This is a genomic window from Sphingomonas asaccharolytica NBRC 15499 (genome assembly GCF_001598355.1).
GTDB classification, from domain to species: domain Bacteria; phylum Pseudomonadota; class Alphaproteobacteria; order Sphingomonadales; family Sphingomonadaceae; genus Sphingomonas; species Sphingomonas asaccharolytica.
Window position 1 is genome coordinate 77,106 of record NZ_BCYU01000004.1, and the last position, 12,213, is coordinate 89,318.

The following is a 12,213-nucleotide window of genomic DNA, read 5'->3' on the forward strand; positions in this document are numbered from 1 at the left end:
ATCCCGAAAAGGACACCGATATGGACATCACGCGCAATGGAGAGGGTGACCAACGGGGAGTATCTCGCCGACTTCGCCAACGACCGAGCGCGCTGCCATCAACATCGCGTTCGGCGTTTCGATCGCGAAGCACTCAAGGTATCGGGGCGGACAAAGCTGATGGAACCCGCGCTCTTCCGATGCGCTGAGGAGAGGCGCCGGCCACGCCGGCCGCGCCCGAGATTGGAGCGAGGTGGCTCGCCAAGTGCTGGCGGCATGGGGCAGAACGACATTGGATCATCATTGCCGGAATTGAGGGAAGCGACATGTCGGACACCAACGACCTTGGCATCTCGAGACGGGGCGTCCTCGCCAGCGGCGCGGCGACTGCCGTGATTGCGGCCGCTCCCGGCGCGGCGGCCACGGCCGACCCCGGGCGCGCCGCGCCGCCCACTATGGCTGTGTCGTTCAAGGTCAATGGCGAAGCGCATGCGCTGACGGTCGATACCCGTACGACGTTGCTCGACGCGCTGCGCGAGCATCTGCACCTGACCGGCACCAAGAAGGGCTGCGATCACGGCCAGTGCGGGGCCTGCACGGTGCTGGTCAACGGCACCCGCATCAACAGCTGTCTCAGCCTGGCGCTGCAGCATGAGGGGGACGAGGTCACCACGATCGAGGGGCTCGGCACGCCCGATCGCTTGCACCCGATGCAGGCCGCGTTCGTGAAGCATGACGGCTACCAATGCGGCTATTGCACGCCGGGGCAGATCTGCTCGGCCGTCGCCATGCTCGACGAGATCAAACGCGGCGTGCCCAGCCATGTCCAGTCGGACGTGACGGCACGGCCCAGCCTCACCAATGCGGAGCTGCGCGAGCGGATGAGCGGTAATATCTGCCGCTGCGGTGCCTATTCCAACATCGCGGAGGCGATCACCGAAGTCGCGGGAGCAGGGGCATGAAAGCCTTCACCTATGAGCGCGCCAAGGACCCGGTCGGCGCGGCGCGCGCAGTCGCCAGCCAGTCCGGCGCCAAGTTCCTGGCCGGCGGCACCAACTTGCTCGATCTGATGAAGCTGCAGATCGAGACACCCGTTCACTTGGTCGATGTCCAGGATATCGGGCTCGACAAGATCGAGCCGACCGCGGACGGCGGGCTCAGGATCGGCGCGCTGGTGACCAACACCGATCTGGCTAGCGATAGGCGCGTCCGGCGCGATTATGGCGTGCTGAGCCGGGCGATCGTCGCCGGCGCGTCCGGGCAGCTTCGCAACAAGGCGACCACCGCAGGCAATCTGCTCCAACGCACGCGTTGCCCCTATTTTTACGACACGAACATGCCGTGCAACAAGCGCAAGCCCGGCTCGGGCTGCTCCGCGATCGGCGGTTTTAGCCGGCAATTGGCAGTGATCGGATCGAGCGATCATTGTATCGCGACCAACCCGTCGGACATGGCGGTGGGGTTGCGCGTCCTCGACGCGACAGTGGAGACGGTGAAGCCCGACGGCAGCACCCGCGCCATCCCAATCGCCGAGTTTCACCCTCTCCCCGGCGACACGCCGCATATCGAGACGGTGCTGACGCCCGGCGAGCTCATCACCGGCGTGACCTTGCCCAAGCCGATCGGCGGCTTCCATCACTACGAGAAGGTCCGCGACCGCGCCTCCTACGCCTTTGCGCTCGTCTCGGTCGCGGCGGTGATCCACAAGGACGGCAGCGGGCGCGTGGCGCTGGGCGGCGTCGCGCACAAGCCGTGGCGAGTCGAGGCGGCCGAGGCAGCGATGCCCCGCGGCGCCAAGGACGTCGCCGGCCGGCTTCTCGCCGGCGCCCGTCCGATGCCGGACAATGCGTTCAAGATCCCGCTGGCCGAACGGACGCTGGCGGCAGCGATCGATCAGGGGAAAGCGGCATGAAGTTCGACACGCCTGCGGGCCAAAACCCGATCGATCGCGCAAAAGTGGTCGGTTGTGCGCATGACCGTATCGACGGTCCGTTCAAGACCACAGGGCAAGCGCCTTATGCCTATGAGCATCATCGCCACGTCGGCAATCCCGCTTACGGTTATGTTGTCGGTTCGGCGATCGCCAAGGGGCGGATCCGGTCGATCAAGCTCGACGCGGCCAAAGTCGCGCCGGGCGTGCTCGCGATCGTCGCGGCGACCGATACCGGCAAACTCGGCAAGGGCGATTTCAACACGGTCAAGCTGTTCGGCGGCCCCGAGATCGACCATTATCATCAGGCCATCGCCGTCGTCGTCGCGGAGACTTTCGAGCAGGCGCGCGCCGCGGCGGCGTTGGTGCGCGTGGACTATGACCGTGGGCAAGGCCGGTTCGATCTCGACGAGGCGCTCAAGACCGCGCCGCTGACCGGCGGCGACAGCAACCAGGGCGGTGCGCCGAAGGCCGATCGAACAGGCTCGTTCGAGGAGGCGTTCGCCCGTGCGCCGGTCACGCTCGACGCGCTCTATTCCACGCCCGACCATAGCCATGCGATGATGGAGCCGCATGCCTCGATCGCTGCCTGGAACGGCGATCAGCTCACGCTGTGGACATCGAGTCAGATGATCAATTGGGGGCGATCCGACCTCGCCAAGACGCTCGGCATTCCCAAGGAGAAGATCCGCTTCCTCTCGCCCTTCATCGGCGGCGGCTTCGGCGGGAAGCTGTTCCTGCGTACCGATGCCGTTCTCGCAGCACTAGGCGCGAAGGCGGCGGGGCGGCCGGTCAAACTGGCTTTGCCGCGTCCGTTCGTGGCCAACAATACCACCCATCGGCCGGCCACGCGGCAGCGCATCCGGATCGGCGCCGAGCGCGACGGGACGATCACCGCCATCGCGCATGAAAGCGGGTCGGGCGACCAGCCCAATGGCGAGCCCGAAACGGCGGTCAATCAGACCAAACTGCTCTACGCCGGCGCCAATCGCCTGACCGCGATGCGGCTGGCGGTGCTCGATTTGCCCGAAGGCAATGCCATGCGCGCGCCGGGCGAGGCGCCCGGGCTGATGGCGCTGGAAATCGCGATGGACGAGATGGCCGAAAAGCTCGGCATGGATCCGGTCGATTTTCGGGTCAGGAACGATACTCAGGTCGATCCTGAAAAGCCCGCGCGCCGCTTTTCCGAACGCCAGCTAATTCGTTGCCTGCGTGAAGGCGCGGATCGGTTCGGCTGGTCGCAGCGCAAGGCCCGGCCCGGCCAGGTTCGCGACGGCCGCTGGCTGATCGGGATGGGCATGGCGGCGGCGTTCCGCAACCATATCAATTTCCCGTCGGGCGCCCGCGTTCGCCTGAGTGGCGATGGACGCGTAATGGTCGAGACCGACATGACCGACATCGGCACCGGCAGCTACACGATCATCGCCCAGACCGCGGCGGAGATGATGGGCGTGCCGATAGAGGCAGTGACGGTGAAGCTCGGTAGTTCCGATTTCCCCGTCGCCGCGGGCTCGGGCGGACAATTCGGCGCGGCCAACTCGACCGCGGGCGTCTATGCCGCCTGCGTAAAGTTGCGAGAAGAGGTCGCAGGGCGGCTCGGGTTCAACTCGACTGATGCCGTATTCGAGGCGGGCAAAGTGCGCAGCGGCAACCGCTCCGCCCCGCTGGCGCAAGCCGCCGCCGGCGGGGATCTGGTCGCGGAGGACAAGATCGAGTTCGGCGATCTCGGCAAGACGCATCAGCTGTCGACCTTCGGGTCACATTTCGTCGAGGTCGGCGTCGACGCTTATACCGGCGTCACCCGCGTGCGGCGGATGCTGGCGGTGTGCGCGGCGGGGCGCATCATCAATCCCAAGTCGGCGCGCAGCCAGGTGATCGGGGCGATGACCATGGGAGTCGGCTCAGCGCTGATGGAGGAGCTGGCGGTCGACAAGCGTTTCGGCTTTTTCGTCAACCACGATCTCGCCGGCTACGAAGTGCCGGTCCATGCCGACATCCCCCATCAGGACGTCGTCTTCCTCGATGAGGCTGACGACAAGGCCAACCCGATGAAGGCGAAGGGTGTCGGCGAGCTCGGCCTGTGCGGGGTCGGTGCCGCGGTCGCCAACGCTATCTACAACGCCACCGGCGTCCGCGTCCGCGACTACCCGATCACGCTCGAGAAACACCTCGCCCGGTTGCCGACGCTGGCCTGAGCCTCCTGCGCTCCGGCTCAGAGGATGATGATCGGTAGATCCCGTCCGGCCGATGCGACGTTTCCGCAGCGGTCGGCGGCATAAATGCGGATCTTGTAATTGCCGGGCGCGACACCCGCCGGGTTCCAGCCGCCCGGACTCATGCGGCCATGACGCACGACATTGGTGACGACGTAGAGAAACCGCGTCCGCTGGTCGCTATGAACCGTGTCGCCGCTGTCGGGTGCGTAAGCGACTTTCGCCGCAAAGGCCGCCGTGGGCATGCGATCGAACTCGATCGTGATACGCGGCCGTTCGAACCCGGCCACCGGCGTGCCGTCCTGCTTCAGGATCTGGAAGCCTGCCGCATAGAGGCCAAGACGGCGACGCGCGGCATTGTCGTCGACCTGGTCCCAGGCCTCGGCGACGATCCCGACCGCGCCGCCGGCGGCGGGAACGACCAGCCGTCCTTTCTGCATTTCGCTCAGCCGCTGACCATTAGCATCGAGCACATAGATGTCGTCGATATGCGGCGCGACGTGATCGCCGAAGTTGGGGAAACGCAGCAACAGCGCGTTGACCTTGGCGCGCGGGGCTCCGAGTTCGAGATGGACGTGCGCCATGCGGTTGATTGTGCCGAGCGGATCGCCGACCCGGAAACGGGTGCCGCGCTTCACGCGCACCCGGACGACATGGCCTTCGCTGTCGCGGATGATCTGGAAACGGCCCGCGTCCAGCGGCGTGCCGGTCGCAGTGCGGCCGACGCGCATATGGATATAGGTCATCTGGTCGACGCGTAGGCCTTCGCTCAGGCCCTCGACATCCCAATTGGGAAGCGGATCCCGCACCGTCTCGTCCGCCGAGGCGAGCACCGTCCCTCCGACTGGCGCGCTGATATCCAGACCGGCATGGAGATGATCGCGGCTTTCGCCGTTATAATTGCCGCGCACTTCGCCCATGTCGCCGACCACTTCATGCCAGCCAAATTGCGGACCGACCGGCCAGGGGAAGACTGGCTTGCTGACCAGCGCAGGGACAATTGGTTCGGGAATGGCTGTCGGCATCGGGGCGGCATCGGCACGACGCGGGCTGAGCCTGCGAATGGCATAGGCCGAGGCGTCGGCAATATAGAGGCCGCCTGCGCCATCGATCGCGAGCCCCGCCGGCCCCGTCAGCGGCAGCGCGGCATTCCCGTCGATCGTCGACCCCGGCCCCGCGAGCACGCGCAACGATCCCGCGGGCGACATCTCGACGATCCGCCCGCGGCGATAGCAAGCGACATAGACGAACCCGTCCCAGGTTGGTGCCAGTCCGACGATCCCCTGCAACAGGCCGGCGCCGTCATTCGGATCGGTACGGGCGAGCGTCGAAACCCGCCCGTCTTTCTCGACTTTGCGGATCGCGTTGTTGGCCGAGTCCGCGACGAGCAGCGCGCCGTGCCGATCGAGCGCGATCCCGGTCGGCGTGTCGAACGCCGCGGCCGCGCTTTGTCCATCGGCAAAGCCCGGAGCGCCCTGTCCCGCCAGCGTCCGCACTTGGCCGTCGGGTGTGATGACGCGGATACGGTCGTTATAGCTGTCCGCGACATAGACATTGCCTTTGTCATCGGCCGCCACGCCGATCGGCCCATTGAAGCGCGCGGTCGCGGCGGGGCCATCGCGATACCCCGCCGCTCCGTTTCCGGCGAGCGTCGTCACCCCGCCATCGGGACCGATCTTGCGGATCGAATTGGCGCCAGTGTCCGCGACGAAGAGGTTACCGGTGGCGTCCAGCGCAAGGCCGGATGGCGTAATGAACGATCCCGGCAAAGTGCTCACAATCCCGTCGAGATCGATCTTGCGGATGCGGCCGGTGTCGCCGGCGTCCGCCACGAATAAAGTACCGCGAGCATCCAGGACGACCGCGAAGGGATCACCGAATCGCGCCTTTGTCGGTCCGCCGTCGGCCTGTCCCCGCACTCCACCGCCGGCAACATTGGTCATGGCCACCGGCCAACCGAACCGCGTCGGCGGAGGCGTGAACCAGCCGAGCGTCATCAGCAGCCAAACCACGCTCCCCGCCGCCGCGAGGACGATCAGACCCAAAAAGATGGCGACCTTGCGCGGCGATTTCACGAGCATGCGGATGCCCTAGCAACAAACCAGCCAGCATCTCCACAGGGTTGCAACGATTGCTCACCACCCGATCCGCGATCCCGCTAACCGTTTCAACCTAGCGGCGAGCGAACTGATTCTGGCCGCGTGGTCTCCGCCATCGAGCGAGGACCACGCAACTTTCAGCGCCGTTTTTGCTTTGGCCCTGATTGCAGCCGACGAGATCACTTTCGGTCGACCAGCGCCGCCTCGCGCTGGCCATAGCGCTCGCCTCGCACGTCAGCCATGACGCTGCCGATACGGGCGATGTCATCATCCGACAATGCGATGTCGGCGGCGACGACATTGTCTTCCAGATGCGGGATTTTGCGCGCGCCGGGGATCGGCACCACGTCATTGCCCTGCGCCAGCACCCAGGCGAGCGCCAATTGGGCCGCCGTGACGCCCCGCTCGCCCGCCATTGCCGAGAGGGTGTCGACCAGCGACAGGTTCGCCTCCAGATTGCCCTCGGCAAAGCGAGGCAGGGTCGAGCGGAAATCATTCTGCTCGAGATCCTCCCTGCTGCGAATATGACCCGACAGGAATCCGCGTCCGAGCGGGCTATAGGGTACGAACCCGATGCCGAGTTCGCGACAGGCCGGCAGGATGCTTGCCTCTACGTCGCGCTGCCACAGCGAATATTCGCTCTGCAAGGCGGCGATCGGATGGACCGCGTGGGCGCGTCGCAACTGATCGGCGGTAACCTCTGACAGGCCGATCGCGCGCACCTTTCCTTCTCGCACCAGGTCCGCCATTGCGCCGACCGAGTCCTCGATCGGAGTCGCCGGGTCGGGGCGATGGAGATAATAGAGATCGATCACGTCGGTGCCCAACCGCTTCAGCGACGCCTCGGCGACGCGCTTTGCATTGGCCGGCGATCCGTCCAGTCCGGTGGTCCGCTGAAAGCCGGTGCCTTCGTCGCCGATCCGGAAGCCGAATTTGGTCGCTATCTGAACTTTGTCCCGTACCTCCCTCAGCCCCTGGCCGACGATCGGTTCATTTTCATAAGGTCCGTACACTTCGGCAGTATCGAACAGAGTGACGCCGAGTTCGACCGCGCGGTGCAGCGTCGCGATCGACGCGCTCTCATCCTGACCGCCATAGGCCGCGGTGAAGCCCATGCAACCGAGCCCGATGGCAGAAACATCCAGAGGTCCGAGTTTTCGCGTTCGCATGATCACGTCTCCATCAGAAAGTCCGCCGGCGATATGGCGTGCTCGACTGTCCGCATTAGGCCATCTATATCGCACATCCTGTTCGATGAGGTCGACCAATGGACCGCGACAGCCTGCCCCAGCTTGCCCTGTTTGCCGAAGTCGCCCGCACCGGCGGCTTTCGCGCCGCCGCCCGCCAACTCGGCATGTCGCCATCGGCGGTCAGTCACGCGGTTGGTGCGCTGGAGGCCCGACTGGGCATGCGATTGCTCAACCGCACCACGCGCAGCCTCGCGCTGACAGAAGCCGGGCAGCGGCTGCTCGGCCGGCTCGGTCCGGCATTGGGCGAGATCGAGGAAGCGATGCGCGATGCGCACGCTACCGACACCACACCCGCCGGTCCAGTGCGCGTGACCGCGCCGCGCTCCGCCACGCTGCAGATGATCGGACCGCATCTTGCCGCCTTTGCCGAGGCCTATCCGTCGGTCGCAATCGACCTGGTCGTCGAGGATCGCTTTGTCGATATCGTCGCCGACGGCTTCGACGTCGGGCTTCGCCTCGGCGAAAACCTGCAGCCGGACATGATCGCCACACGGATTGGTGGACCGCAACGCTTCACGATCGTGGCTGCCCCAGCCTATATCGACCGCCACGGCGCTCCCCTGACGCTAGAGGATCTGGCACGGCATCGGTGTCTGGTTCGCCGCTTCACCGGCGGCGGCGTCTATCAATGGGAAGTGGTCCGCGACGGCGCGGAAATCACGCTAGGCGCCGCACGAGACTCCTTCACCACCAATGACGATCAGCTCATGGTGCGGGCCGTGCTCGATGGCATGGGGATCGCCTTCCTTCACGAACATCGGATCGCGGGTTACCTGGCCAGCGGGGAATTGGTGGAACTGTTTCCCGACAATTGCCCGCCTTTTCCCGGCTATTATCTCTACCATGCCAGTCGTCGTCACGTACGCCCGGCGGTTCGCGCGTTCATAGACTTCTTCGTCGCCGCGAACCGTCCGGCTCGCTAGTCGCGCCCGACATACGTGCGAACCTGCTGACCGGGAGATGTCGCTGTCCGTCGCCCTGCGACGCTCGCTCTCGCAGTCGCGTCATTCAGTCGCGTAGATTGACGACAACATCCCAATCGGTGTGTGCGGCGGCAATTGTTGATGAAAATATGCTGTAAACCAGCCGATTGGTGGACCTTTCCGGACGATGCCGGAAGGTCCCTGGTGCCCAGAAGAGGACTCGAACCTCCACGCCCTTGCGAGCGCCAGCACCTGAAGCTGGTGCGTCTACCAATTCCGCCATCTGGGCACGGGGTAGGGGGCGCGCTCTATTGGCGCACCTGCTGGTTGTCAACAGCGACCGCGACGCTTGCGGCACGGCGCGGGTCGCGGCATGGGGAGGCTAGGCATGGTGTCGAGGATCGTCATGAAGGACAAGCTGGTAACACTGATCGGCGGAGGCGGATTCATCGGCCGTTACGTCGCGCAGGAATTGCTCGCCGCGGGCGCGCGGATTCGCGTGGTCGAGCGCGATCCGCGCCGCGCCTGGTTCCTGAAGCCGCTGGGCGGGCTCGGTCAGACGCAGTTCGTCGCCGCCGACGTGACCAAGCCGGACACGATCGCGCGTGCGGTCGCCGGCTCGGACGCCGTGGTCTATCTGGTGGGAACCTGGGGTCCCGATTTCCACGGCATCCACGTCGCGGGCGTGCGCGCGTCGGCGAAGGCGGCGCGCGATACTGGCGCGGCGGCGTTCCTCCATCTCTCGGCGCTCGGTGCCGATGCCGAGTCGCCGTCGCGTTATTATGCCAGCAAGGCAGCGGGCGAAGCCGCGGCGCGCGAGGTTTTTCCGGATGCCATCGTGCTCCGTCCCTCGGTTGTGTTCGGGCCTGAAGACAAGTTCCTCAACCGCTTCGCCGGGATGATCAGCAGTGCCCCGGGCGTGTTCGGTCGCGCGGCGGTGCCGGTGTTGCGCGCGGGCGCTAAATTCCAGCCGGTCCATGTCGTCGACGTCGCGCGCGCGGTCGTGCGGGCTTTGGAAGAGAGCGATTCGCAGGCTGGCCGGACGATCGAGGCGACCGGTCCCGAAGTCATCACGATGCGCGACCTGCTGCGCTGGCTGTCCGAGACGATCGGGCGCGAGGCCGACTTCATAGAATTGCCCGACATTGCCGGCCAGGCGATCGCTTACGCCGGCTTCCTGCCGGGCGCGCCGATCAAGCTCGACCAGTGGAAGATGCTCAAGACCGACAATGTCGCCAGCGGCACGCTTCCGGGGCTCGAATCGCTTGGCATCACGCCGACGCCGATGGAGGCGGTCGCGGGGTCCTGGCTGGTGCAATATCGCAAGGCGGGCCGGTTCGGCCTGCGTGCCAAGGCGGCCTGACCTTCCAACAGACATCCGTTCGCGGCTGCGCCCGCGTATAGGGAGTATCCTCCGTGAACGACGTGATTACCGCCATCATCCTCGGCATTGTCGAGGGCGTGACCGAATTCCTGCCGGTTTCCTCGACCGGGCACCTCATTCTGGCCAGCGCGCTGCTCGGCTATAACTCCGAATATTGGGCGCTGTTCAACATCGTCATCCAGTTGGGCGCGATTCTGGCGATCGTCGTCCTCTATTGGCGGACCTTCTGGGCCGTGCTCCAGGGGCTGTTGCGGTTCGATCCGACCTCGGTCCGCTTCGTCCGCAACCTGCTCGTCGCGTTCCTGCCCGCCGCAGTGATCGGGCTCGTCTTGCACAAGCAGATCGAGAAACTGCTCGGATCGCCGCTGACGGTGGCGATTGCGCTGATCGTCGGCGGCATCGCGATCATCGGCATCGAACGCACGGTCAGGGAAGGCCGGATCAAGGGCGTCGCCGAGATTCCGCTGCCCAAGGTGATTGGCATCGGTTTCATCCAATGCCTGGCGATGATCCCCGGCGTCAGCCGCTCGGGCGCGACGATTCTCGGCGCGCTGAGCCTTGGGGTCGAGCGCCGTACCGCGGCCGAATTCAGCTTCTTTCTGGCGATCCCGACCATGCTTGGCGCGACCGTGCTCGAACTCGTCACCAAGCGGCACGAACTGATGGCGGCGAACAGCGTCGGCTTCGGTCTGATCGCTGTCGGCTTCGTCGTCGCCTTCGTCGTCGCCTTGCTCGTTGTCAGGTGGTTCGTCGGGCTGGTTGGGAGGACCGGGTTCAGCCCGTTCGGCTGGTATCGAATCGCTGTCGGCGCCGTGGCGCTAGTGTTTTTGCTCAAATAAGACCGGATCGGAACTAAACGAACGAACTTCTCGCTCTCGTGCGACGGAATAACCTAGAGCGACCGTAAAATGGGACAATATAGCTGCCGTATTTGACCGAATTTGCGTGACGGGCGGAGGGAAACAGGCTAGCGGCCGTTCCGAAGGGAGCGGGCGATGGCCGGTGATATGCTGAAATTCGTGGGTGTACCGCAGGCCTATCCGGCCAAGCGCGACGCTCAGCAGCGCGCGGAAGATTTTCGCGAGATCGCTGATCGCTACGGGGTGCCCGACGCCGAGGAGCAGTCGGCGCGCTGCTCGCAATGCGGCGTGCCCTATTGTTCGGTGCACTGCCCGCTGCACAACCATATCCCCGATTGGCTGCGCCTGACCGCGGAAGGGCGGCTGCGCGAGGCCTATGAGCTGAGCAACGCGACCTCGACCATGCCCGAAATCTGCGGCCGTATCTGTCCGCAGGACCGGTTGTGCGAAGGCAATTGCGTGATCGAATTCTCCGGCCATGGCGCGGTGACGATCGGCTCGGTCGAGAAATTCATCACCGACACCGCTTGGGAGAATGGCTGGATCGAACCGATCGTCCCGGGGCCGGCGCGCGGCCAGTCGGTCGGCATCATTGGTGCGGGCCCGGCCGGTCTGACTGCGGCGGAGCTGCTGCGCGTCGCCGGGTACGACGTCCATATCTACGATCGCCACGATCGCGCGGGCGGGTTGCTGACCTATGGCATTCCCGGCTTCAAGCTCGAAAAGCCGGTAGTGATGCGCCGCGTCGACCGGCTAAAGGCGGGCGGCATCGTCTTTCACGAGGGCTTCGAGGTCGGGCGCGAGGCCGGGCTCGAGGAATTGCGGACGCGTCACGACGCCATTCTGGTCGCGACCGGCGTGTACAAGGCGCGCGCATTGGCGGCGCCGGGTGTCGGCGCGAGCGGCGTGGTCGAGGCGCTCGACTATCTCACCGCGTCGAACCGCAAGGGGTTCGGCGATGCCGTGCCCGATTTCGACAGCGGCGCGCTCGACGCGGCGGGCAAGAACGTGATCGTGGTCGGCGGCGGCGACACTGCGATGGACTGCGTCCGGACCGCGGTGCGCCAGGGCGCGACCTCGGTCGCCTGCCTTTATCGCCGCGACCGCGCCAACATGCCGGGGTCGCAGCGCGAAGTCGGCAATGCCGAGGAGGAAGGCGTCGAGTTCGTCTGGCTGTCGGCGCCCGAGGCCTTCGGTGGCGGCGACACGGTCGACAGCGTGTCGATCGCGCGGATGCGCCTCGGCGCCCCCGACGCCAGCGGCCGCCGCGCGCCCGAACCCGATGGCGGCGAGAGCGAAGTGCGGCGCGCCGATCTGGTCATCAAGGCGCTCGGCTTCGACGCCGAGGACCTGCCGCGATTGTTCGACGCGCCCGAACTCGGCGTGACGCGCTGGGGCACGTTGCTGGTCGACAATGCCACGCTGATGACCAGCCTCGACGGTGTATTCGCCGCCGGCGACATCGTCCGCGGCGCCAGCCTGGTGGTGTGGGCGGTGCGCGATGGTCGCGACGTCGCCGGACATATGGACAAGTATTTGCGGGCGAAGGCGAAATACGAAAGGAAGGCGGCATGA

General features: G+C 65.8%; 9 protein-coding genes and 1 tRNA gene. 7 read left to right on the forward strand and 3 right to left on the reverse strand.

Translation table 11 applies throughout. From position 1 onward, the window contains the following. Positions 1-305: 305 nt before the first annotated feature. From paoA to paoC, 3 genes are read left to right on the forward strand one after another with little or no spacing between them, the layout of a single operon-like run. On the forward strand, positions 306-941 hold the full coding sequence (gene paoA, locus SAS01S_RS02025) for an aldehyde dehydrogenase iron-sulfur subunit PaoA (RefSeq protein WP_066803998.1): 636 nt from the start codon (positions 306-308) through the stop codon (positions 939-941). Then, positions 938-1,891, forward strand: coding sequence for an FAD binding domain-containing protein (locus SAS01S_RS02030; RefSeq protein ID WP_066804001.1), 954 nt, complete (start codon positions 938-940; stop codon positions 1,889-1,891). Before paoA ends, SAS01S_RS02030 begins: the two co-directional genes overlap by 4 nt. Continuing rightward, positions 1,888-4,104: an aldehyde oxidoreductase molybdenum-binding subunit PaoC gene (gene paoC / locus SAS01S_RS02035; RefSeq protein WP_066804003.1), complete on the forward strand. Its 2,217-nt coding sequence runs from the start codon at positions 1,888-1,890 to the stop codon at positions 4,102-4,104. Before SAS01S_RS02030 ends, paoC begins: the two co-directional genes overlap by 4 nt. Before the next feature lie 17 nt (positions 4,105-4,121). On the opposite strand, the gene SAS01S_RS02040 is transcribed toward paoC, so the two are convergent. Both SAS01S_RS02040 and SAS01S_RS02045 read right to left on the reverse strand, forming a co-directional pair. Next, positions 4,122-6,203 (reverse strand): NHL repeat-containing protein, encoded by a 2,082-nt coding sequence (locus SAS01S_RS02040; protein ID WP_066804006.1) that lies wholly within the window; start codon positions 6,201-6,203, stop codon positions 4,122-4,124. Between the two features lie 197 nt (positions 6,204-6,400). Continuing rightward, positions 6,401-7,390, reverse strand: coding sequence for an aldo/keto reductase (locus SAS01S_RS02045; protein ID WP_066804009.1), 990 nt, complete (start codon positions 7,388-7,390; stop codon positions 6,401-6,403). Positions 7,391-7,488: 98 nt separating this feature from the next. On the opposite strand from SAS01S_RS02045, the gene SAS01S_RS02050 reads away from it, so the two are divergent. After that, positions 7,489-8,394, forward strand: a complete 906-nt coding sequence (locus tag SAS01S_RS02050) for a LysR family transcriptional regulator (RefSeq protein WP_066804012.1) — start codon at positions 7,489-7,491, stop codon at positions 8,392-8,394. Positions 8,395-8,596: 202 nt separating this feature from the next. On the opposite strand, the gene SAS01S_RS02055 is transcribed toward SAS01S_RS02050, so the two are convergent. Then, positions 8,597-8,683 (reverse strand) — tRNA-Leu (locus SAS01S_RS02055). A 117-nt stretch (positions 8,684-8,800) separates the two neighbouring features. Here SAS01S_RS02055 and SAS01S_RS02060 point away from each other — a divergent pair. The 3 genes from SAS01S_RS02060 (at position 8,801) to SAS01S_RS02070 (ending at position 12,213) form a co-directional block, all read left to right on the forward strand. Next, complete coding sequence (locus tag SAS01S_RS02060) at positions 8,801-9,757, forward strand: complex I NDUFA9 subunit family protein (RefSeq protein WP_066804085.1); 957 nt, start codon at positions 8,801-8,803, stop codon at positions 9,755-9,757. Between the two features lie 53 nt (positions 9,758-9,810). Next, positions 9,811-10,617 carry an undecaprenyl-diphosphate phosphatase gene (locus SAS01S_RS02065; RefSeq protein WP_066804014.1) on the forward strand — a complete coding sequence of 269 codons (807 nt, stop codon included), beginning with the start codon at positions 9,811-9,813 and terminating at the stop codon, positions 10,615-10,617. 156 nt (positions 10,618-10,773) lie between these two features. After that, a complete protein-coding gene (locus SAS01S_RS02070) occupies positions 10,774-12,213 on the forward strand; it encodes an NAD(P)-dependent oxidoreductase (RefSeq protein WP_066804016.1) in 1,440 nt (479 codons plus the stop codon).

Excerpts from the sequence above, each read along its gene's own strand:
- paoA (WP_066803998.1), top strand. The coding sequence starts at position 306 with ATGTCGGACACCAACGACCTTGGCATCTCGAGACGGGGCGTCCTCGCC.
- SAS01S_RS02030 (WP_066804001.1), top strand. The coding sequence starts at position 938 with ATGAAAGCCTTCACCTATGAGCGCGCCAAGGACCCGGTCGGCGCGGCG.
- paoC (WP_066804003.1), top strand. The coding sequence starts at position 1,888 with ATGAAGTTCGACACGCCTGCGGGCCAAAACCCGATCGATCGCGCAAAA.
- SAS01S_RS02040 (WP_066804006.1), bottom strand. The coding sequence starts at position 6,203 with ATGCTCGTGAAATCGCCGCGCAAGGTCGCCATCTTTTTGGGTCTGATC.
- SAS01S_RS02045 (WP_066804009.1), bottom strand. The coding sequence starts at position 7,390 with ATGCGAACGCGAAAACTCGGACCTCTGGATGTTTCTGCCATCGGGCTC.
- SAS01S_RS02050 (WP_066804012.1), top strand. The coding sequence starts at position 7,489 with ATGGACCGCGACAGCCTGCCCCAGCTTGCCCTGTTTGCCGAAGTCGCC.
- SAS01S_RS02060 (WP_066804085.1), top strand. The coding sequence starts at position 8,801 with ATGAAGGACAAGCTGGTAACACTGATCGGCGGAGGCGGATTCATCGGC.
- SAS01S_RS02070 (WP_066804016.1), top strand. The coding sequence starts at position 10,774 with ATGGCCGGTGATATGCTGAAATTCGTGGGTGTACCGCAGGCCTATCCG.